Below are 20,386 nucleotides of genomic sequence, written 5' to 3'. Positions count from 1 at the left end.
TTTTTTTGAAAGAAACACATCTTTTTTGAAACGAACTTTTTGTCCGTCATGGCCGACGCAGCCCGGCCGCTTTTATCATCCGAACCGCCCGGCGATATAATCCGCCGTCCGCTGATCAGCTGGACGAGAAAACAACGTTTTTGTCTCTCCGTACTCAATCACTTCTCCGTTTAAGAAAAACGCTGTCCGATCGGAAATGCGAGCCGCCTGCTGCATATTATGCGTGACAATGATGATGCTGTATTTTGTTTTCAGCTCGCCCATCAACTCCTCGACCTTCGCTGTCGAAATGGGATCGAGCGCTGATGTCGGTTCATCCATTAAAATGACATCCGGCTCGACGGCCAAACAGCGGGCGATGCACAGCCGCTGCTGTTGGCCGCCCGATAAACCGAGGGCATTTTCATGAAGCCGATCTTTGACTTCCTCCCAGAGCGCCGCTTGGCGCAAGCTTTTTTCGACGATCTCATCGAGCCGCCGCCGGTCGCGGATCCCATGAATGCGCGGCCCATAGGCGACGTTGTCATAAATCGACTTTGGAAACGGGTTGGGCTTTTGAAACACCATGCCCACTTGCGTCCGCAGCTGTTCAACAGGGTATGACGTGTCAAAAATGCGGCGGCCGCGATACAAAATCTCCCCTTCGAGCCGGACGTTTGGAATGAGCTCGATCATTCGATTGAGCGTTTTGATATAGGTTGACTTGCCGCATCCTGACGGGCCGATAATCGCTGTAATCTCGCGTTCATAAAAAGACAGGTGAATATGTTTTAACGCATGATGCTCGCCATACCATACGTTCAGTCCATTCGTTTCGTAAACAACCTCTTTTTTCACCAACTGGGCCGAAGGAATGTCCTCTTTTCGGCGCTCCACCACCGCCATCGTACTCATCGGCGTGACTCCTTTCATTTCCTTCCGCCCTCACTGGCAGCGGAAGATCGAGTTTTTCCTATCATAAGCATACAAAACGATCGTTAACGCTGTGTGGACGGTATGTAAAGTTTTTGTAAACGAACATCATTTTTTGGCTCTTCACCACAACATGTACTTGACAAGCAATACGGTTTCCTGCACAAAGATATGCAAAAAGTGCTGATTTTCCCTCACAAGCGTAAATAGGGTATGTTCAGAAAAAATCAAGTACAACTTTTAGTGAAGAGCCATTTTTTTACAAGCGCAAAAAAAGAGGCGCCTGGCTAGGCGCCTTTCATGTCAGCGCGCATCGGCGGCCTCCGCACCGCCTTGCGCATCGAAGCTGCTCCCGTCTCCGGCCGCCCGCTTCGCTTTCAATTCAAAATAGGCGTCCAAAATGCGGCGGCCGATCCGGTCATTAATCCCGTCGCTCTCCCCTTGCGTCGCCCACGGGACGACAACGGCGAACGACACTTCTGGATCGTTGTACGGCGCATAGCCAACAAGCGTCAAGTTGTACGTTGGATCATTCCGTCGGCTTTGGATCGGTCCATCGTAAAACGCCTCTGCCGTCCCCGTTTTGCCGGCCGGCTTGTACGAAGCACTCGCAAAGTACGAATACGCCGTTCCGCCCGGCTCTTGCATCACACGGCGGAATCCTTCTTGCACCCGCTTGATGTATTCCGTCTTCATATCAATCCGGTTTAGCACAACCGGTTCGAACCGTTTCATGATCCGGCCAAGTTTTTTTCCGTCAGCCGACGGCTCACGAATTTCTTTGACAAGCTGCGGCTTCATCCGATAGCCGCCGTTGGCGATCGTCGAGACGTATTGCGCCAGCTGCATCGGCGTATACATATCGTACTGGCCGATGGCTAAGTCGAGCAAAAATCCGCCGCGCGTGCTTTGTCCTTGGAAGCCGCTAAGTTCGTTCGGCAAATCGATGCCCGTTTTCACGCCAAGGCCAAATTGGCTGAAATAGTGGCGAATCGTCGCAAATGCCTCTGGATTGATGCGAAGCGGCGCATGCGGACGGTACACACCGCCCCCGATGGCGATCGCTGTTTTGAACATATAGACGTTCGACGACTGCTTGAGCGCTGTCAGTTCGTTGATCGTCCCCATCGTCTTCCATGATTTTTTCACCGGGGTTCCTTTAATATACAGCGGCTCGTCCTTTATATACGTATTCGGATGAAGCACCCCGGTTTGAAAGCCGGTGAGAACGGTCGCCCCTTTCACCGCCGATCCCATCGCATAGGCGGACGTGATGTTGCCGATGGCAAAGTCGACAAATTTGCCGTCTTGAAGAAGCTTGCCGGCCATCGCCAACACTTCGCCCGTCTTCGGGTTCATCATGACGACAAACGCCCGGTCCAAGAGCGGCGATCGGCCTTTGCGCTTCGTCGCCAGAATCTCTTGTTGAATGATTTGCTCAACCTTTTGCTGGAGCTCGGCATCAATGGTTAACACGAGGTCTTTGCCGCGCTCGCCTGGATACACTTGCTCAACCGAGATGACATTGCCCGATTTGTCAACAACGTTTTTCACTTTTGCCTTTTTGCCGTGCAGCACTTCTTCATACTGCATCTCCAAATAGCTTTTGCCGACGCGGTCATTGCGGCTGTAGTCGCGGGCTAAAAAGTAATCGAGCCGTTCGCGCGGGACGCCTTCGTCTTCTTCAGTCACACTGCCGAGCACAGAGCGGAATGTGTTGTCATAGACGTATTTCCGGTCCCAATCCACCGTCGTATTGACGCCGGGCAGCTCGCTCAAATGCTCGCTGACGACCGCATATTCGCGGTCGGTCACTCCTTTGCTTTTGACCGTCTGTGGCGTCAAGGCGTAGCCGCTCTCCATCTCATGTTTAATGGCGATCACTTCAAGCTCTGCTTTCGAAATTTGCGCCAAATCTTGCTTGGTGATGCGATCGAGCGTCCACTCGTACACTTTTTTGTCGATCTCTTTTTGCGTCAATCCTTGATCAGCGAGCTTTTTCCGTTCTTGTTCGCTCACCTTCCGTTTCGCTTCTTTCGGATGCGTTAAAATCCAATAATCTTTCATATCGCGCTCAGTTACTTTTTTCTCAGCATCGGGAATGTCGATGTATTGGGCAAGTTTCCTTGCTATGTCCAATATTTCTTCCGGCTGTGTCGTTTTGGAGCGCGTGTACGTAATCGCCTTTTGCGGTGTGTTGTCGACGATCACGCGGCCGAATCGATCGTAAATTTTGCCGCGCGGCACCGGCGTGCTGACGATTTCATCCTGCGTTCGCTCCACTTCGCGCCGATAATCTTCACCGTAGACGATTTGTACGACGCCAAGGCGTAAAATCAGTGCTGAAAACAACAAAAAAACAAAGAAAAACAAAATGTTTAACCGAATCGGCACTTGTGCTCGCTTTTTCCGTTTCATCCCCCGGTCCTCCTTCTCCTCCCCCTATTGTAAAAGAAAAAGTCGGTCATGGCTAGGGAAAAACTTGGCCCCTCACACCGGCGAACGGCCTCGTTCGCCGGCCAGCTTCGGCCGAAGCAAAAGCCTCTCGCGCTGATCGCGCTCCGGACGGCCATCGGTGAAGCGAATGCGGCGGACAAACCAATAAATCACCAAATGCCCGGCCCCGCACACAAACATAAGCACCCGAATGCCAGCCTCTTCACCAAAGAGCGCCATAGCCGTCAAAAAGGCTAAAATCGATGCCACCCGTCCGGCGTTTAAAAACAATTCCCGGACAACAATGTATTCGACGCGCGCCTCGGCCGATTTCCAGCTCTTTCCGATGACGTCAAACGTCAAGGAGGAATACGGAACAAGCAGCAATGGATACGCAATGGCGATCGTGATGGCATAAAGAATGAGGCGCGGATAGGTTGGATGGAAGACGATCAAAAAAATCGCTCCGTATAGCAACGCTCCTCCCAGCAAAATCGCTTTCATCCGATATTCACGCTTGATCAGCCGGGAGACAGCATAATAGGCGACAAACGATGTAAACGAGTTGACAAGCCCGAATTTGCCGAGCGCCCATTCACTTCCAGAAGTGACATACACAAGCACGGAAATGATAAACACAAACGTGCCTTCGCGCAATCCTTGAAAAAAGTGGGCATTCGTAATGAGCCGCCAGTTCCGGTTTTCATTCCGCTCCTTTAAAATGCGGACGAACAAATATTTCCCCGCGGCCGCGCGGCGCTTCAAGAAAAAGCTGAGCAGCACAGCGACAAGAAACAAGCCGAGCGACAGCGAGAAAACGAACGTATACCCTTTCGCTCCATGAAGCGATGAGATGATATAACCGGCGGCAATCGGCCCGATCATGCCGGCTGATGAGGTCAACACCCCGAAAAAACCGTTAAAAAAGTCGCGCGTCTCCGGTTCGGTAATTTCAAATGTCAACACGTTAAACGCCAACCAATAAAAACCATAGCCGACGCCGAGCAGCGCGCCGAGAAAAAGCAAATATTGATGAGCGCGAGAGCCGACCAATAAAACGGTGACAAAAAAAACGGCTAAACACGACACGCCAAGCCGCAAAACGAGGATGCGGTCAATTTGTTTCGCCAGCCGTCCGGCGAAAATAAACGTCAGCGGCTGCATCGTGACGACCGCCAAATTGTATAGCGCCAAGTCGCGGAAATCGCCGGTCTGTTTCCATAAATAAATGTTGACAAACGTGTTTGAGAGGGAAACACCGAGCGTGTAAAACCCGCCGATGCAAAGCAAAAGCAACAGGTCGCGGTTCACTTGTTCTTGGCCGGTTAGTTTTTGGAAAAATGCCATTGCAAACTCCCCTTTTCATCTATCCGGTAGTGTGGCCGTTTCCGCAGCCTCTATGCACCCGGCGCGAAGAAAACCGCTTCTTTTGCCTACACCCTCCGTCGCTAAAAAAAGCGGGGCGCTTTGTTTCGCCCCGCTTTGTTGATTACTTCGCTTTCGCTTCGCTGTACCGTTTCGCCACTTCGTCCCAGTTGACAATGTTCCAGAATGCGGCAATGTATTCCGGACGGCGGTTTTGGTATTTCAAGTAGTACGCATGCTCCCAAACGTCCAAGCCGAGAATCGGCGTTTTGCCTTCCATAATCGGCGAGTCTTGGTTCGGCGTGCTCGTAATTTCCAGCTCGCCGTTGTTCACGACAAGCCATGCCCAGCCAGAACCGAAACGGCCGGCCGCTGCTTTCGAAAACTCGTCTTTAAACGCGGTGAAGCTGCCGAATTTTTTGTTGATCGCCTCAGCCAGCTCACCCGTCGGCTCACCGCCGCCATTTGGCGACAAAATCGTCCAGAAAAGCGAGTGGTTTGCATGACCGCCGCCGTTGTTGCGCACCGCCGTGCGAATGCTTTCCGGAAGGGCTTCCAAATTGCTGAGCAATTCTTCGAGCGATTTGTTTTGCAAATCCGGATGCCCTTCAAGCGCCGCATTCAAATTTGTAACGTATGTGTTATGGTGCTTCGTGTGGTGAATGTTCATCGTTTCTTTGTCGATGTGCGGCTCAAGCGCATCATACGGATACGGCAATGCTGGCAATTCAAATGGCATACCGATCTCCTCCTTTTTGGTTTATGTACACGAACGCCAAAGCGTTCGCTTGAGATTAGCTTACCAAAGTTGGCACAATGTTTCAATCGATTTGCTTGTCCTCGCTTTTTGTTTACATATTTTCAACACACCGTTGACCGTTTCTTCATAATGACAAGCTATAGTATAAGGTAGCTTCCAGTTAAGGGGGAACTCAGCGAAAATGGAAACAAAGCGATCACGTTCTTTATGGAACGCCTTTCGACTTGAGACAATTGTCATGATGGCCATGGTGCTCACAACGACGTTGTCGGCCCTTGTCATCACCTCAATCAGCTATATTCAAGGGCGCCATTCAGCGATTCAGTCGATCCAACAACAGTTGCAGCTATCAAGCGAAACGATGGTTGAAAAAATTTCTATTTTAAAAGCGACAACGACCAATGAAGCATTTTCTCAAAAACTGAATTATTCATTGACGCTAAATGAACGGAAATTCCACGCCTTACACCTTCATCCGGTGCAATTGATTGTAACGAAAACGGGAAAGGCGGTGGCAAAACGGCCATCCTCGCCCAATCAAACGCTGCCCGAACAGGTCGTGCGCGATATATTGAAAAAGAAGCAAGGTGTTTTGCATACAGACCAATGGCTGGCTGCATTTTCTAGTTCAAGTGATTTGCAAGGAGCCAAGATGTGCAAAGCCAAATCGAGGCCGCGGTTCAATCGATGAAAGAAAGCGCAAAACAACTCGATGAAACGAAAAAAACGTTCACGGAAAGCCAACAAGCCTTTGAAGAAATCACCACAATGGTGTCGCATTCATCCGCACATACGCTGCAAATTTCAGAACAATTCGCCGCCATCGAGCGGCAAATCAGCGAAATGCGTGAACATATCGCAGAGATTGCCACCGTCGCCCAACAGATTGCTTCGTCGATGGAGCAAATTTCGAGTTTTACCGACGACCAGCACAATGCCATGGCTGCCATTCGTTCCGAAGCCGATGCACTAAATGAACGGGTGTTGCAATGGCGCGCCTTGCTTGAAACCTTTCATTTGCCTTCTGACTAAAGCGGGAAGATGCCCGCTTTTTCTTTGTCTCAAGTTGAATTCTTCCTCTTTCCCGGCTACAATGGAAAAGGAGACAAAGAAAGGTGTGTCTGCGATGAACGTATTCGTCCAGCTGTGGAAAAGCTTATATTCTCCGAAAGACATCGCCCGCTTTCGATTTCAGGGAATTGGGAAAACGATCGGTTATTTGTTTTTGCTGACTTTGCTGTCCATTCTTCCGACGTTTTACTATGTCTCCTCGTCGCTCACTGAAGGCATCCGCACAACGAGCGCCTTATTGAATAACGAGTTGCCGCCGTTTTCGATTGAAAACGGCGAACTTCACTCGGAGGCGGCCACGCCGATTCATATTGATCAAGGCGGATTTACGATCATTTTTGACAGCACCGGCAAAGTGACGAGTGAGAACGTCGAGCAGTTTCCGAACGCCATCGCGCTCTTGAAGCATGAAGCCGTGCTCGTCGCCGGCCATCAGGCGCAGCATTACAGCTATGCCACGTTTCCGGATGTGACCATTACCAACGAAGACGTTCGCGCGTTCATCGCCGGTCTTCAGTCGCTTCTCCCTGTCCTCATCCCGCTTTTTGGGCTCGTTTTATACGTGCTCGCCTGCGCCGGGAAATTCATCAGCGTGTGCATCTTTGCCTTTTTCGGCCTGATTCTTGCCGGCGTGCTCGACAAAACGCTGCGCTACCGCCATACATGGGTGATGTCGGCTTACGCCATTACGCTGTCGACCGTCTTTTTCACCGTGATGGAAACGGTGCAAGCGGTCGTGCCCTACGGCGCGTTGATCCATTGGTTCGTTTCGCTTGTCGTTCTCTTTTTGGCAGTCAAGGAAGTGCCATCAGCCAAACGGGAAATATAAAAAAGCTGCCTGTCGATGCAGGACAGCTTTTTTTGTGCTTACGCTGCTTTGCTTCTTTCTCCTCGTCCTCGACGCGCGCGCCGCCCCCCGGAGAAATGCCGCGCAAGCAAGGAAGAAGCGAGCCGTGCAGCCAAATTGAATAAAAGAACGGCCACCATCAACACAGCCGCCGATTTGGCCGCGATCAGCTTCGCGTCTGGGACAATGCCTTCCGAATTCAATTTCCAAATATGCACCGTCAGCGTTTCGGCCGGCCGGAACACGTTCAGCGGGTTGGCCTGGCTGCCCCAATCCGCATCCCAACGAAGCATCGGAGTCGTCAGCCCAGCGGTATAAATGAAAACAGCCGCTTCGCCGAAAATGCGCCCAGCCGATAAAATGACGCCGGTGACAATTTGCGGGATGGCGGCCGGAAGCACCGCTTTGACCAACGTCTGCCAGCGCGTCGCTCCAAGGGCAAGACTCCCCTCTTTAATGTTGGCTGGAACATCCAAAATCGCCGTTTCGCAAATGCGCGTCAATCCAGGCAAATTGATGATCGTGACGGCTAACGCTCCGCCGAGCAGCGTATAGCCCCAACCCGTCAAGGTGACAAACGCCAACAATCCAAACAACCCGACGACAATCGACGGCAATGATGCCATCGTTTCCAAGCAAAGGCGAATGAACCCGACGATCCGCCCTTGTTTGGCGTATTCGGCCAAATAAATTCCAGCTCCCAACGAAAGCGGAACCGACAAAAGCAATGTCACAACCAACATATAAAATGAATTGATGAGCTGCGGACCAATGCCGCCGCCCGCTTGCGTATTGCTCGGCCGTCCGAACAGAAACTCAGGTTGCCAAAACCCCGCTCCTTTCGACAACACAACGGCAAAAAAGAACATGAGCAACCCGATGACTGCAGCAGCCACCGCATAGAAAATGCCTGTCCAAACTTTATCGATCATTCGCGCTGTCATCTTATCGCTCCTTTCTCGGGCCGACCAAACGGATCACGGCAATGAAGAAAAACGAGATCAAGAGCAAAATGAGCGCCAATGTCCATAACGCGTTGTTCCATGGTGTTCCGTTGATCGTATTTGCCATATCCATCGTCAATACACTTGTTAACGTCGCCGTCGGGCTGTCAAGGCCTGAAGGCAGCTTAATCGTATTGCCGATCACCATCTGCACGGCAAGCGCCTCGCCAAACGCCCGCGCCAAGCCGAGAACGACGCCGGTGGCAATCCCGGCTTTCGCCGCCGGAACGATGACGCGGGAAATCGCCTGCCAACGCGTAGAGCCAAGCCCGTATGATGCTTCCATATACGTCATCGGGACATTGGCCAAGGCGTCGGCCGCAATGCTGGTGATGGTCGGCAAAATCATCATACTAAGGACGATGATCCCCGCCAACAGACTAAAGCCGGAGCCTCCGAACCATTCGCGCAAGAGCGGAACGAGAATCGTCACCCCAAGCCAGCCATACACCACCGACGGAATGCCGACAAGCAGCTCCAGCACCGGCTTGAGCAACGAAACGAACCATTTGGGAGCGATAAAGTTCATGAAAATCGCCAACGCCAACGCGATCGGCGCACTGATCAACAAAGCGCCAAGCGAGACGAGCATCGAGCCAACAATAAAAATGAGCGCCCCATACTTCGGCGGCGTGCCGTTTGGATCCCATTGCATCGAAAGCAACATGTCGGAAAGCGAAAGACCGCTGTCCGTAAAGGACTGAATTCCCTTTACCGCCAAAAAGATGATCATCGTCACCGTAATCAGAACGATCAGCCAGCCGCAGATGACCGCAAACGTGCGGCCGATGTACTCTTCAAGCCAGCGATTCCGCCGTTTCGTATGCATTTGTTGCATGGCTTCATCCCTCCATTGTCAAAGGCCGGCCTAACGAGCCGGCCTTCCGCCCTTCTCTACTCCAATTCCGTCATCGGGATATACCCCATCTTTTTAACGGTCGGCGCAAATTCTTCGCTCTTGACAAAGTCGATAAACGCTCGCACTTCTTCCTTCGCTTCCCCTTTGGTAATCATGTATTCATACGACCAAAACGGGTACTTTTCCGTGCGGATGTTTTCCACCGTCGGTTCCGCGCCGTCAATTTTGACCGTTTTCAAGTTTTTCTTTTCCCCAATTAAATACGACATGGCTACATAGCTGACAGCGCCCGGCGTCGAGCTGATCGCCTGTTCGACCGCTCCGTTCGAATCTTGCACCGTACCGATGGAATCATCGATTTTTACGCCTTTCATGATCGTTTTCTCAAATGTCGCCCGCGTACCCGATGACGCCGGACGGTTGATCACGTGAATGGCTTCATCTGGTCCGCCGACTTCTTTCCAGTTTTTAATCTTTCCGCTGAAAATATCTTGAATTTGCTTCGTCGTTAAATTATCGACCTTCACATCGTCGTTGACCACAATCGCAAAGGCGATGCCGGCCACTTTATGGTCAACAAGCTCTGACGCTTTCGATTTGTCGTCCAGCTTCTCCGCCGCCGGCACATCCGAGTTGCCGATTTGCACGGCGCCGGCTGCCACTTGGTTGACGCCCGTACCGCTGCCGCCGCCTTGAACGGTGATCGATACGTCCGGATACTTTTCCATAAACGCGTTTGCCGCTTCCTCTGCCAGCGGCTGAAGCGCTGTAGATCCCGCTAGTGCAATGGTGCCGGAGTAGGTTTCTTCTTTCTTTGCCGTTCCTTCATTGCCGCCCGCGTTGTTCTTTTCAGTCTGCCCGCAGCCGGCCAAAACGCCGGTCATCAACAAGGCGGCCAATCCCAATTTGACTCGTTTGCTCCACATTCAGAAATCCCCCCGTTTTGTTTTCGTACTTTCAACGTACAAGACCATTGTAGCGAGACATTGTTAGGCCCTTATAAAGCAGTTGTTAAGTTTCTGTAAAGACAAAAAACAGGAATATTTTCAAAAAGCCGTCAAGCGAGCCTTGAAGGCAAAGAAGAACGGTGATGCCGTTTTTCAAATTGGAGACATTCTTTTGTTGAAGTGTTTTCCTCATGAACTCAACGACCTTGCTAAGGAAGACATATTTTCGCTGGACAAGCATACATATGAAATAGATATACGCATGCGGAGGAAGCGTCATGAAAAAATTCATTTTTCTCCTGCTTCTCTTTCTTTCCAGTTATATCGTTTACCGCGACCTTGTCATCGGAACGCTTCACCCTTCATCTGAAACAGCGGCAGCCGTTGTCCAGTCGAAACAGGCGGCCATCCCGTACCGGACGGTGACCATTCGCCCTGGCGATACGTTGTTGTCCATCATCGAGAAAGAACTCAACGGTCCATTGCCCGTTCCGCTCGAGCAGCTGATCCGTGATTTTGAACGGTTAAATCCAGGCGAACATGCGCAAACATTAAAAATCGGGAAAACTTATAAAGTGCCGATCTATCGCTAACCGGCGAATCGCTTGTCAAACGGCGGATGGCACTGTTACAATAATGCAGAAAGCGACTTGAATGTTAAAGGAGCGAATTCCCGTGGGTGAAATCATCCATCGTTCAAAGACTCGGCCGGTCCGCGTCGGTCCGCTGACAATCGGCGGCAGCAACGAAGTCATCATTCAAAGCATGACGACGACAAAAACGCACGATGTCGAAGCGACGGTGGCGCAAATCCACCGCCTCGAGGAAGCGGGGTGCCAAATCGTCCGCGTCGCCTGCCCGGACGAGCGGGCGGCTGAGGCCATACCGGAAATCAAAAAGCGAATCAACATCCCGCTTGTCGCCGACATCCACTTTGACTATAAATTGGCGCTGAAAGCGATCGAAGGCGGCGTCGATAAAATCCGCATCAATCCAGGCAACATCGGGCGCCGCGAAAAAGTCGAAGCGGTCGTGAAAGCGGCGAAAGAGCGCGGCGTACCGATTCGCATCGGCGTCAACGCCGGATCGCTGGAAAAACGCATTTTGGAAAAATATGGATATCCAACAGCCGACGGCATGGTTGAGAGCGCCTTATATCATATCCGCATTTTAGAAGAACTTGATTTTCACGATATTATCGTTTCGTTAAAGGCGTCCGACGTACGCCTCGCCATTGAAGCGTACGAAAAAGCGGCGCGCACGTTCGACTACCCGCTCCATGTCGGCATCACCGAAGCGGGAACGCTTTTTTCCGGCACGATCAAAAGCGCGGTTGGACTCGGCGCCATTTTAAGCAAAGGCATCGGCAATACGATCCGCGTTTCGTTAAGCGCCGACCCGGTTGAAGAGGTAAAAGTGGCGCGCGAAATTTTAAAAACGTTCGGACTCGCTTCCAATGCGGCGACGCTCATTTCCTGCCCGACGTGCGGGCGGATTGAGATCGATTTGATTCGCATCGCCAACGAAATCGAAGACTATATCGCCAAAATTCAAGCGCCGATCAAAGTCGCTGTGCTCGGATGCGCCGTCAATGGACCAGGGGAAGCACGGGAAGCCGACATCGGCATTGCCGGCGCCCGTGGCGAAGGCTTGTTGTTCCGCCACGGCAAAATCGTCCGAAAAGTACCCGAAGAGCAAATGGTGGAAGAGCTGAAAAAAGAAATCGACAAGCTGGCGGAAGAATACTTTGCAAAGCAAAAGGAAAACAAAGCCGCTCTGAAAGGCAACGCCGCCCAATGAGCGGAAGGTTCCTGCACAACGAGAAAGGGCGTCCCCGCTTGGGGACACCCTCGCTTTTTACGTATAAAACGGCATAATAAACAGGCGGACGAGAATAGCGATGACGCCGATGCCGATGGCCCACGCACCGAGCGTCTCTGCGCCGCGCCGGCGCGCGATAAACCCGACAATAATGCCGGCCGCCCCTAACAAAATCGGCCAAATAAACAAGGCGATGATGGACAGGGCCAAAGCGAGCCAGCCGAGCCCGGCGCCGTCCGCGCGTTCTTCGTCCCGTTCGTCGCCGCGGCGAATCGGTTCAGCGACTTCCGCCGCTGTTTCTTCCATAAAATTGCGTTCTGGTTCCTCTTTTCCGATCGATTGCACGTAACTTCCGTTATACGTGCGCTCGCGGTCGTCTGCCATATGCTTCCCTCGCTTTCCTAAAGTAAGAAGCATTATTAGTATGAGAAACCGGCGTTATTTTATCAGTGTGAATATTTTCTAACAGGAGGATGAAGCGGTGAAAAAACGGCTTGGCATCGACATTGACGGCACGGTGACATGTCCGAGCACGTTCATTCCGTATTTAAACGAAGCATTCGGCAAAGAGCTCGCATTAAACGACATTACGCAATACAATTTGGCGCCGTTATACGGCGTGGCGGAGGAAGAAATGGACCGCTGGCTTGAGGAAAACGAAGCGGATATTTATGAGAGGGCTCCGCTTGCCCGCTATGCGCTTGAGGTGATTGACAGCTGGAAAGACAAATACGAGCTGTATTACATCAGCGCCCGTGGCCGCCATTTGTACGATCTCACCGAGCGCTGGTTCCGGCGGCACGGCGTCCATTACCACCATATTGATCTGATTGGGTCGCACGACAAAATCGCCGCCGTCCGCCAATATAAGCTGTCGGCCTTCTTTGAAGACAAGTACGATAATGCCTGCGAAATCGCCGAAACATGCGGCATTCCCGTCATTTTGTTTGACACTCCGTACAACCAAGGCCCGCTCCCCGAAAACGTCATCCGCGTCAATAACTGGCTTGAAGCAAAGCGAGAAATCGAACAGCGCCTCCGGCCATAAACAAGGGGCTGATCCAAAACGCGAATGCGTTTTGGGATCAGCCCCTCTGTTGACATTGCGGACATGTGCCGTAAATTTCAAACTTATGGTCCGTGATCTCATACCCATCGAGCTGCGCCGCAAGCCCATCCATCGGACAAGCGTCAATCTTCTTCGTTTTTCCGCACTGGATGCAAATGAAATGATGGTGGTGGCGGCGGGCGCCGCAGGCAAAACGGAAATGTTTCTCCCCGGAAAGCTCGGTCATTTCCAAAATGCCAAGCAGCGCAAAGAGCGACAAATTGCGGTACACGGTATCAACGCTCAAGCCCGGATAGACGGGACGGAGCGCTTCAAGCACGTCTTTGGCCGTCAAGTATTTGTCGCTTTCGGCAAACAACTCAAGCATTTGTCTCCGTTTTTCCGTATATTTAAATCCTTTCTCTTTCATCAACTGCAACGCTTCGTCGATATTCATCGCTGCCGCCCCCTTTTCCATCTGAGTGCGAAAAGCAAAATGACAACCGCTGCGATGACGATCGTTCCACCCGGCGCCCAGTCTAGCTCATACGCCGCCCAAAGCCCGGCGATGACGGCCAGCTCCCCGAACAAAATCGAAAGCCCGATCATCTGTTTAAAACTTTTGGCGATGCGGATGCTCGCCGCCACCGGCAGCGTCATGAGCGACGAGATGAGGAGCACGCCGACGATGCGCATCGATGCAGCAATGACGAGCGCAACAAGCACAATAAACAAAAAATGGATCAATGTGGTGCGAACGCCGGAGACACGGGCGTATTCCTCGTCAAAGGAAAGAAGAAACAGCTCTTTGTAAAACGTCAAAATCACTATCGCGGCAGCTGCGGCGACAGCAAACGCTGTCCAAACGTCAGCACGGCTGACGGCGCTGACGCTGCCGAATAAATACGAAAACAAATCGGTCGTAAACCCGTTGGCCATCGAAATGAAAATGACGCTCAAGCCAAGACCGGACGACAACACGATTGGAATCGCAAGCTCTTCATAATGCCGATACACAGCGCGCAGCTTTTCGATAAACAGCGACCCGACGACGGAAAACCCCATTCCGATGTAAAGCGGGTTCCAGCTCGCGGCCGCCGGCGCCGATGAACTGAGCAAGAGCCCGGCGGCAATGCCCGCAAGCGTCACATGACTCAATGCATCAGCGATGAGCGACAGCCGCCGAACGACAATAAAAACGCCGAGCAATGGCGCCGTAAAACCGGTCAAAACGCCGGCAACAAACGCATTGCGCAAAAATTCGTATTGCCAAATGGCTTCCCACACGTGTCATTCCTCCACCGTCACCGTTTCATTCCGCTCGTTCATGCTCGTGAGAGAGAACGTGGAGCGGATGGCCATAAAACTGCGAAATCGCCTCGTTGCCAAGATGTTCGAACTCTTCCGCCTTTCCATGGAAATAGAGGCGCTTGTTCAAACAGGCGATATCGGTCACCCGGTCCGTGATCGTCCCGATGTCATGCGTCACTAAGATAAGCGTTAAGCCGCGGCGGTTCAAGTCGCCGAGCAGTTCGTAAAATTCATGCACATGGCGCGCATCCACGCCGACCGTCGGCTCGTCTAAAATGAGCAAATCCGGCTTGCTCGCCAGTGCGCGGGCGATAAATACCCGTTGTTGCTGGCCGCCGGACAGCTCCGCGATATTGCGCTTTGCCAGGCCGCTCAACCCAACGGCCGCGAGCGCCGCTTCGACCGCACGGCGGTCTTCGTGTGTCAGCGGCCGAAATAAGCCGCGTTTGGCCGCCAACCCACTCGCCGCCACTTCCTCAACCGTCGCCGGAAAGCTGCGGTTGAAGCTGTTCGCTTTTTGCGACACGAAACCGATTCGATGCCATTCGCGAAACGATTCAATCGGCTCGCCGAACAAAAAAATGCGGCCGCTGTTCGGTTTTAACAAGCCGAGCACACATTTGAGCAGCGTCGATTTTCCCGAGCCGTTCGGGCCGACCAATCCTAAAAATGCCCCTTTCGGCACCGTTAAACTAACATGCTCAAGCACGTTCTCGTTTTCATAGCGGAACGACACATCCTCAATTTGCACAACAAGCCCATTTTCCATGGCGGTTCTCCCTTGCTAATTCAGAATCATTCCGATTTGCTTCACTATGCAAGTATACCCCACCATCCGCGTTTTGTAAACCTCAATGAATCGCTGATTTAAAGCGGGCGCCGCGCACTTCATGCGTCGGCATAATGGTGATGAACGCATCCGGGTCGATTTCATTGACGATCGATTTTAGTTTTGTCACTTCCAAGCGCGTGACGACTGCATAAATGATTTCCTTTTGCTCGTCCGTATATCCGCCTTTGCCGAGCAATTTCGTCGTCCCGCGGCCGAGCCGGTGCAAAATGGCGTCGGAAATTTCCTCATAATGATCGGTCACAATAAAGGCCGCCCGCGTCTCGTCAAGCCCTTCAATGACCGCATCGATCGTTTTTGAGGCGATGTAGTACGTCATCACCGAATACATGGCTGGCTCGAGGCCAAACACAAACGCCGCCCAGCCAAAAATAAAAACGTTGACAAACATGACAAACTCGCCGACCGAAAACGGGATTCTTTTCGTCATCAAAATCCCCAAAATTTCCGTCCCATCGAGCGATCCGCCATGACGGATGACCAATCCGACGCCAAGACCGAGCGACAACCCGCCAAAAACGGTGGCTAAAATCGGCTCGGTCGTCAGCGGGGAAAGATGGTGAAACAGCCGTTCGGTGACGCCGAGGATCACGACGCCTAAAATCGTTGACAGCATGAACGTTTTTCCGATTTGCTTGTAGCCGAAATACATGAACGGGGCGTTTAAGAGGATGACGAGCGTGGCGAAATTGAACAGCCGCCATTCGTCCGGAGTCAAGTAGTCCAGAATCAGCGATATGCCAATGATGCCGCCGTCGATCATTTTGTTCGGAACGAGCAGCCGCTCGATGGCAAACGCCGCCAAAGAGGCGCCGATGGCGATCATCAACACCCGATACAACACATGGCCTAGCGGTTCTTTTTTATGCTGTTTTGACGCCAAACTACCACCCTTTCCCTTTTTGTTTTTTCTATTATACCATACACGCCTTTTCCATTCACGTCATATGATGGAACAGAAGCAAGGAGGCGGCTGCGATGAACATTTACCAACAGCTTGTCAAGCAAAAATTAAAAACGATCACCCCGGAAGAACTCGTTGCGTACAGCCGAGAGTACGGCTTGCCCATCACGACAAGCCAAGCGAAACAAATTCTTCATCTCGCCCGGACGAACGACATTAACGTCTTTGACCCCGAGGAGCGGAAAAAATGGGTGCGAGAGTTAGCGAAAATCACCTCGCCGGACATCGCTCGAAAAGCGAACGAGCTATTTTTGAAATTCGTGCAAAAAAAATAAAAGGGCGCATAGCCCTTTTCTCATTCCGCCCCAGCGTTGATTTTTTCAAGCAACTGGTCATCGAACGACTGCGCCCGCAGCATGGCGATTTCGTGCTTGTACGGTGGTTTTTTGTTGTGTTTGTCCTCGCCCACGTATGGGGTTTCTAAAATTTTCGGAATATCCTCAAGCTGCGGGTGATGGACGATATAGTTGAGCGCAGCAAACCCGATATGGCCGAAACCGATGTTTTCATGGCGGTCTTTCCGGCTGCCGCGCGGGTTTTTGCTGTCGTTGATGTGCAGTACTTTCAGCCGCCCGAGACCGATGATCCGGTCAAACTCCTCAAGGACGCCGTCAAAATCGTTGACGATGTCATAGCCGGCGTCATGCGTATGGCATGTATCAAAGCAAACGGACAGCTTATCATTATAGGCGACGCCGTCGATAATGTACGCGAGCTCCTCAAACGTCCGCCCGCATTCCGACCCTTTGCCGGCCATCGTTTCTAGGGCGATTTGCACGTTCTGTTCGCGCGTCAACACTTCATTCAGTCCACGAATAATTTGGCGAAGTCCGGCTTCCACCCCTGCGCCGACGTGAGCGCCTGGATGGAGCACAAGCTGTTTGGCTCCAATGGCTTCCGTCCGCTCGATTTCCGCGCGCAAAAAGTCGACGCCTAGCGAAAACGTATCGAGATTGGTCGTATTGCCGATATTGATGATATACGGGGCGTGGACGACAATCTCTTCGATGCCGTGCGCTTGCATATGCTGGCGCCCGGCTTCGATGTTGAGCTCTTCAATCGACTTGCGCTTTGTGTTTTGCGGCGCCCCGGTGTAAATCATAAACGTGTTCGCTCCGTAGGAGGCCGCTTCCTCGCTGGCGGCCAGCAGCATTTTCTTTCCGCTCATGGAAACATGTGAACCGATTTTTAACATGTTCTTCTCTCCCTTTTCTTTGCGTTAAAGGCGGACGGCTATTATGATTTTTTGAAGCGGCCAAGCCGCTTTTTCTTCTTCTCCAGCTCCGCGCGCAACTTTTTTTTGTAGCCCGGCTTCACCTGCTTCGTTTTTTTCAGTTTGGCGAAAAGCAGCGCCAGTTCGTCATCCTTTTCGCCCGCCCGCTTGCTCCGCCGGTTCCACGGCGGCAGCTCCTTCCATTCGCCGCGCACGAAATCACGGTGGACAAACGAAATTCCCATTTTTTCCAACCGAGCAATCGCATCTTGGTCAGACGGCTCGTAAATCGTCGCCGCAATGCCGCTATAGCCAGCGCGCGCCGTCCGTCCGGCCCGGTGAATATAAAACTGCAGATCATCAGGCAACTCGTAGTTGATGACATGACTGACGCCTTCAATATCGATGCCGCGCGCCGCCAAATCGGTCGCGACGACATATTGAAACTCCAAATCGCGGATAAGATTCATCATCTTTCTCCGCTCGCGCGGCGTCAAATCGCCGTGCAGCACGCCGACTTTCAACCCTTGCTCAGCGAGACGGTCGGCGACCTCGTCAGCCATTTTCCTTGTGTTGACAAATACGATGGCCAAATACGGGTTGTAGCTGAGGAGCACATCACGGAGCAGTTTTGTTTTCTCGCGTCCACGCAGCGGGATGAGCACATGTTCGATGTTTTCGTTCGCCGTCCGCTTCGGGTCGACGTGGACAAAGGTCGGGTTTTCCATATATTTTTTCAAAAACGGCTTCAGCTTTTCCGGAATCGTCGCTGAAAAGACGAGCATTTGCAAGTCTTTCGGCATCCGGGCGGCGATTTGGTCGACATCAGTGATAAAGCCCATATCGAGCATCAAGTCAGCTTCATCGACGACAAGGATGTGGGCCGTATGCACATCAAGCGCCTGCTCGCGAATGAAATCGTTGATGCGCCCCGGCGTGCCGATGACAATATGCGGCTGCACGTTGAGCTTTTCGAGCGCTTTTTGCTTATCCGTCCCGCCGATCAAGCAACGGGCGACGATCATCCGATCTTTCGGGCAAAACTTCGTAATTTTCAGCGTTTCGTGATAAATTTGCGTCGCTAACTCGCGCGTCGGCGCCGTGATGACGGCTTGCACTTCGGCGCGTTCCGGCTTGATTTTTTCAATGATCGGCAATAAGTACGCATGTGTTTTTCCCGTTCCGGTTTGCGATTGGCCGACCATGCTTTCGCCGCGCAGCGCCCCCGGAATGATGCGCTCTTGAATTTCCGTCGGTTTATAAAAACGAAGCGTCTTGATCGCTTCGATGATAAACGGCTGAAATGAAAAACGAGTGAACTGCGTTTCTGTCATCAAGCACCACTCCCTTCTATGAAATAAATGCAACTGGAAGGTTTCCCATCTCGTTGGCCCAAAAGCGTGCCGTCTATTTTTCCGACTGTCGGCGGCAAGCTTTGACGCGACGGAAGACGGAACAACCAACCGTTTCACAAATCCATGCATCGGTCTGGAAGCGGTATGGTTCGATCACCCGACAGTCGATCAAATACTGGCTGGCTCCATAAAAAAGCGTAAACGTGAACATTTTAAATGGCATATGGGCACCGCTTCGTCCGCTTCATCATTATAGCGAATCGCTGCCCCCTGCCGCAACTAAAGACGATCCTGCAACAAACCTTTCCCGCCTTGCCCGCATATTGTAGAAAGGAGGACATTCGTTCATCCGCACGACCGAAAGGAGGAAGCTGCTATGAGATACAGTCGGCCCCCGATGATGCCTTCTCCGTTTGCCGGAAGGCCGCCATCCCCGTTCGCCCGCATGCCGGCGCCGCCTTTTGGCCCCAGCGGCCCCGGCGGCTTCTTGGCCCGCTTGTTTTCGCGCGGGCAGCCGCCGGCTGCTGCATCGTCTCCGTGGGGGCTGCCGTTGCTGTCCAACGCCGCTAACACCGCCGCATCCAACACGGGCGGCGGCTTGGTTGGCATGTTAAACAACGTGCAAAAAATGCTTGGCATCGCACAAAACGTCATGCCGATGGTGCAACAGTATGGACCGCTCATCCGCAATCTTCCGGCGATGATCCGCATTTTCCGCGAGTTGAAACCGGCCGATGAAGGGGAAGGCGAAACAACGTCGGAAAGCGCACCGGCCAACGAAACGAAACAAAAGCCGGCCGCCAAGGCGCCAAAAAAACGCTCCGTTCCGCAGGCAAAGCGCGAAGAGTCGCAAGAAAAAGAAGCACCGGCCGCCCCGAAGCCTTCCAAGCCGAAACTGTATATCTAGTTTCTTTCCCCGCCCTAGCGCACCCGCTGTTTAGGGCGGTTATTCTTTGTCTTCTCCCCGGTGCTCCGATATAATGGAAGGTGAACAACCGCCGCACAACCGGCGGCAGGGAGGGAATATGATGGAAGTGATTAAAATTACCCCGCGCGGGTATTGCTACGGGGTGGTCGATGCAATGGTCATCGCCCGCAACGCGGCGTTGGACCCATCTTTGCCGCGTCCGATTTACATTCTCGGCATGATCGTCCATAATAAGCACGTCACGGACGCGTTTGCCGAAGAAGGCATCATCACGCTCGATGGAGAAAATCGTTTGGAAATTTTGGAAAAAATCGACCAGGGCACCGTCATTTTCACCGCCCACGGCGTCTCACCGGAAGTAAAAAAACGAGCGCTCGAAAAGGGACTTGTCACGATTGATGCGACATGCCCCGATGTGACAAAAACGCATCGGCTCATCGAACAAAAGCTCGCCGATGGCTACGATATCATCTATATCGGCAAAAAAGGACATCCGGAACCGGAAGGAGCGGTCGGCATCAATCCGGAAAGAATCCATCTTGTGGAAACCATTGATGATGTCGAACGGCTGTCCATTCACAATGAGCGCATCATGGTGACGAACCAAACGACGATGAGCCAATGGGACGTCGCCGACATCATGGCGAAAGTGAAAGAAAAATACCCGCACGTGGAAATGAAAAAAGAGCCGAAAA

22 protein-coding genes and 1 pseudogene are annotated in these 20,386 nt (G+C 52.3%); 9 read left to right on the top strand and 14 right to left on the bottom strand.

From position 1 onward, the window contains the following. Window positions 1–75: 75 nt before the first annotated feature. The 4 genes from pstB to sodA form a co-directional block, all read right to left on the bottom strand. A complete protein-coding gene (pstB, locus tag T260_RS121755) occupies window positions 76–885 on the bottom strand; it encodes a phosphate ABC transporter ATP-binding protein PstB (protein ID WP_119878022.1) in 810 nt (269 codons plus the stop codon). A gap of 330 nt (window positions 886–1,215) precedes the next feature. Further along, window positions 1,216–3,330, bottom strand: coding sequence for a peptidoglycan D,D-transpeptidase FtsI family protein (locus T260_RS121760; protein ID WP_023634665.1), 2,115 nt, complete (start codon window positions 3,328–3,330; stop codon window positions 1,216–1,218). 72 nt (window positions 3,331–3,402) lie between these two features. Further along, complete coding sequence (locus tag T260_RS121765) at window positions 3,403–4,695, bottom strand: MFS transporter (protein ID WP_023634664.1); 1,293 nt, start codon at window positions 4,693–4,695, stop codon at window positions 3,403–3,405. 142 nt (window positions 4,696–4,837) lie between these two features. After that, window positions 4,838–5,452 carry a superoxide dismutase SodA gene (gene sodA, locus T260_RS121770; RefSeq protein ID WP_011231937.1) on the bottom strand — a complete coding sequence of 205 codons (615 nt, stop codon included), beginning with the start codon at window positions 5,450–5,452 and terminating at the stop codon, window positions 4,838–4,840. A 202-nt stretch (window positions 5,453–5,654) separates the two neighbouring features. Between sodA and T260_RS1000000140430 the strand changes: the two genes are divergently transcribed. From T260_RS1000000140430 to T260_RS121785, 3 genes are all read left to right on the top strand, one after another. Further along, window positions 5,655–6,164 carry a hypothetical protein gene (locus tag T260_RS1000000140430; RefSeq protein ID WP_023634663.1) on the top strand — a complete coding sequence of 170 codons (510 nt, stop codon included), beginning with the start codon at window positions 5,655–5,657 and terminating at the stop codon, window positions 6,162–6,164. After that, window positions 6,128–6,505 (top strand): methyl-accepting chemotaxis protein, encoded by a 378-nt coding sequence (locus T260_RS1000000140425; protein WP_023634662.1) that lies wholly within the window; start codon window positions 6,128–6,130, stop codon window positions 6,503–6,505. Before T260_RS1000000140430 ends, T260_RS1000000140425 begins: the two co-directional genes overlap by 37 nt. 94 nt (window positions 6,506–6,599) lie before the next feature. Then, a complete protein-coding gene (locus tag T260_RS121785; protein ID WP_011231940.1) occupies window positions 6,600–7,373 on the top strand; it encodes a DUF1189 domain-containing protein in 774 nt (257 codons plus the stop codon). A gap of 38 nt (window positions 7,374–7,411) precedes the next feature. Here the strand turns inward: T260_RS121785 and pstA are convergent, their stop codons facing one another. From pstA to T260_RS121800, 3 genes are all read right to left on the bottom strand, one after another. Beyond that, window positions 7,412–8,335 carry a phosphate ABC transporter permease PstA gene (pstA, locus tag T260_RS121790; protein WP_011231941.1) on the bottom strand — a complete coding sequence of 308 codons (924 nt, stop codon included), beginning with the start codon at window positions 8,333–8,335 and terminating at the stop codon, window positions 7,412–7,414. A 1-nt stretch (window position 8,336) separates the two neighbouring features. Next, window positions 8,337–9,224 carry a phosphate ABC transporter permease subunit PstC gene (gene pstC / locus T260_RS121795; RefSeq protein ID WP_020278347.1) on the bottom strand — a complete coding sequence of 296 codons (888 nt, stop codon included), beginning with the start codon at window positions 9,222–9,224 and terminating at the stop codon, window positions 8,337–8,339. 65 nt (window positions 9,225–9,289) lie between these two features. Then, window positions 9,290–10,180 carry a phosphate ABC transporter substrate-binding protein PstS family protein gene (locus T260_RS121800; protein ID WP_011231943.1) on the bottom strand — a complete coding sequence of 297 codons (891 nt, stop codon included), beginning with the start codon at window positions 10,178–10,180 and terminating at the stop codon, window positions 9,290–9,292. 299 nt (window positions 10,181–10,479) lie between these two features. On the opposite strand from T260_RS121800, the gene yqfZ reads away from it, so the two are divergent. Together yqfZ and ispG are read left to right on the top strand one after the other, a co-directional pair. Further along, on the top strand, window positions 10,480–10,794 hold the full coding sequence (yqfZ, locus tag T260_RS121805; protein WP_011231945.1) for a protein YqfZ: 315 nt from the start codon (window positions 10,480–10,482) through the stop codon (window positions 10,792–10,794). A gap of 82 nt (window positions 10,795–10,876) precedes the next feature. Then, the gene (ispG, locus tag T260_RS121810; protein ID WP_023634660.1) at window positions 10,877–12,001 is read left to right on the top strand and encodes a flavodoxin-dependent (E)-4-hydroxy-3-methylbut-2-enyl-diphosphate synthase; all 1,125 of its coding nucleotides are present in this window, start codon (window positions 10,877–10,879) and stop codon (window positions 11,999–12,001) included. A 57-nt stretch (window positions 12,002–12,058) separates the two neighbouring features. Here the strand turns inward: ispG and T260_RS121815 are convergent, their stop codons facing one another. Then, window positions 12,059–12,406, bottom strand: a complete 348-nt coding sequence (locus tag T260_RS121815; protein WP_011231947.1) for a hypothetical protein — start codon at window positions 12,404–12,406, stop codon at window positions 12,059–12,061. 97 nt (window positions 12,407–12,503) lie between these two features. On the opposite strand from T260_RS121815, the gene T260_RS121820 reads away from it, so the two are divergent. After that, window positions 12,504–13,070, top strand: coding sequence for a nucleotidase (locus tag T260_RS121820; RefSeq protein ID WP_011231948.1), 567 nt, complete (start codon window positions 12,504–12,506; stop codon window positions 13,068–13,070). A gap of 37 nt (window positions 13,071–13,107) precedes the next feature. Here T260_RS121820 and T260_RS121825 read toward each other — a convergent pair whose 3' ends face one another. The 4 genes from T260_RS121825 to T260_RS121840 all read right to left on the bottom strand — a co-directional run bounded on the left by T260_RS121825 (window position 13,108) and on the right by T260_RS121840 (window position 16,114). Then, window positions 13,108–13,527, bottom strand: coding sequence for a Fur family transcriptional regulator (locus tag T260_RS121825; protein WP_011231949.1), 420 nt, complete (start codon window positions 13,525–13,527; stop codon window positions 13,108–13,110). After that, complete coding sequence (locus T260_RS121830; RefSeq protein WP_023634659.1) at window positions 13,524–14,357, bottom strand: metal ABC transporter permease; 834 nt, start codon at window positions 14,355–14,357, stop codon at window positions 13,524–13,526. The genes T260_RS121825 and T260_RS121830 overlap by 4 nt, the downstream gene beginning before the upstream one ends. Before the next feature lie 25 nt (window positions 14,358–14,382). Next, the gene (locus tag T260_RS121835; protein ID WP_011231951.1) at window positions 14,383–15,150 is read right to left on the bottom strand and encodes a metal ABC transporter ATP-binding protein; all 768 of its coding nucleotides are present in this window, start codon (window positions 15,148–15,150) and stop codon (window positions 14,383–14,385) included. An 82-nt stretch (window positions 15,151–15,232) separates the two neighbouring features. After that, complete coding sequence (locus tag T260_RS121840; protein WP_011231952.1) at window positions 15,233–16,114, bottom strand: YitT family protein; 882 nt, start codon at window positions 16,112–16,114, stop codon at window positions 15,233–15,235. Between the two features lie 95 nt (window positions 16,115–16,209). On the opposite strand from T260_RS121840, the gene T260_RS121845 reads away from it, so the two are divergent. Then, window positions 16,210–16,470, top strand: a complete 261-nt coding sequence (locus tag T260_RS121845) for a DUF2624 domain-containing protein (protein ID WP_011231953.1) — start codon at window positions 16,210–16,212, stop codon at window positions 16,468–16,470. A 20-nt stretch (window positions 16,471–16,490) separates the two neighbouring features. Here T260_RS121845 and T260_RS121850 read toward each other — a convergent pair whose 3' ends face one another. Together T260_RS121850 and T260_RS121855 are read right to left on the bottom strand one after the other, a co-directional pair. Beyond that, a complete protein-coding gene (locus tag T260_RS121850; RefSeq protein ID WP_014196359.1) occupies window positions 16,491–17,390 on the bottom strand; it encodes a deoxyribonuclease IV in 900 nt (299 codons plus the stop codon). A gap of 41 nt (window positions 17,391–17,431) precedes the next feature. After that, the gene (locus tag T260_RS121855) at window positions 17,432–18,742 is read right to left on the bottom strand and encodes a DEAD/DEAH box helicase (RefSeq protein WP_023634658.1); all 1,311 of its coding nucleotides are present in this window, start codon (window positions 18,740–18,742) and stop codon (window positions 17,432–17,434) included. A gap of 397 nt (window positions 18,743–19,139) precedes the next feature. On the opposite strand from T260_RS121855, the gene vrrA reads away from it, so the two are divergent. Together vrrA and T260_RS01000000138200 are read left to right on the top strand one after the other, a co-directional pair. Further along, window positions 19,140–19,670, top strand: coding sequence for a VrrA/YqfQ family protein (gene vrrA / locus T260_RS121860; protein ID WP_023634657.1), 531 nt, complete (start codon window positions 19,140–19,142; stop codon window positions 19,668–19,670). A gap of 121 nt (window positions 19,671–19,791) precedes the next feature. Then, window positions 19,792–20,386 (top strand): annotated as a pseudogene (locus T260_RS01000000138200) (4-hydroxy-3-methylbut-2-enyl diphosphate reductase); the annotation flags it as partial.

The organism is Geobacillus thermopakistaniensis (genome assembly GCF_000498995.1).
Classification (GTDB): domain Bacteria; phylum Bacillota; class Bacilli; order Bacillales; family Anoxybacillaceae; genus Geobacillus; species Geobacillus thermoleovorans.
This window is presented reverse-complemented; position numbering and strand designations above follow the sequence as displayed.

Excerpts from the sequence above, each read along its gene's own strand:
- T260_RS121800 (WP_011231943.1), bottom strand. The coding sequence starts at position 10,180 with ATGTGGAGCAAACGAGTCAAATTGGGATTGGCCGCCTTGTTGATGACC.
- vrrA (WP_023634657.1), top strand. The coding sequence starts at position 19,140 with ATGAGATACAGTCGGCCCCCGATGATGCCTTCTCCGTTTGCCGGAAGG.
- pstB (WP_119878022.1), bottom strand. The coding sequence starts at position 885 with ATGGCGGTGGTGGAGCGCCGAAAAGAGGACATTCCTTCGGCCCAGTTG.
- T260_RS121765 (WP_023634664.1), bottom strand. The coding sequence starts at position 4,695 with ATGGCATTTTTCCAAAAACTAACCGGCCAAGAACAAGTGAACCGCGAC.
- pstA (WP_011231941.1), bottom strand. The coding sequence starts at position 8,335 with ATGACAGCGCGAATGATCGATAAAGTTTGGACAGGCATTTTCTATGCG.
- T260_RS121855 (WP_023634658.1), bottom strand. The coding sequence starts at position 18,742 with ATGACAGAAACGCAGTTCACTCGTTTTTCATTTCAGCCGTTTATCATC.
- T260_RS121825 (WP_011231949.1), bottom strand. The coding sequence starts at position 13,527 with ATGAATATCGACGAAGCGTTGCAGTTGATGAAAGAGAAAGGATTTAAA.
- T260_RS121845 (WP_011231953.1), top strand. The coding sequence starts at position 16,210 with ATGAACATTTACCAACAGCTTGTCAAGCAAAAATTAAAAACGATCACC.
- T260_RS121815 (WP_011231947.1), bottom strand. The coding sequence starts at position 12,406 with ATGGCAGACGACCGCGAGCGCACGTATAACGGAAGTTACGTGCAATCG.
- T260_RS121835 (WP_011231951.1), bottom strand. The coding sequence starts at position 15,150 with ATGGAAAATGGGCTTGTTGTGCAAATTGAGGATGTGTCGTTCCGCTAT.
- T260_RS1000000140430 (WP_023634663.1), top strand. The coding sequence starts at position 5,655 with ATGGAAACAAAGCGATCACGTTCTTTATGGAACGCCTTTCGACTTGAG.
- pstC (WP_020278347.1), bottom strand. The coding sequence starts at position 9,224 with ATGCATACGAAACGGCGGAATCGCTGGCTTGAAGAGTACATCGGCCGC.
- sodA (WP_011231937.1), bottom strand. The coding sequence starts at position 5,452 with ATGCCATTTGAATTGCCAGCATTGCCGTATCCGTATGATGCGCTTGAG.
- T260_RS121785 (WP_011231940.1), top strand. The coding sequence starts at position 6,600 with ATGAACGTATTCGTCCAGCTGTGGAAAAGCTTATATTCTCCGAAAGAC.
- yqfZ (WP_011231945.1), top strand. The coding sequence starts at position 10,480 with ATGAAAAAATTCATTTTTCTCCTGCTTCTCTTTCTTTCCAGTTATATC.
- T260_RS121760 (WP_023634665.1), bottom strand. The coding sequence starts at position 3,330 with ATGAAACGGAAAAAGCGAGCACAAGTGCCGATTCGGTTAAACATTTTG.
- T260_RS121850 (WP_014196359.1), bottom strand. The coding sequence starts at position 17,390 with ATGTTAAAAATCGGTTCACATGTTTCCATGAGCGGAAAGAAAATGCTG.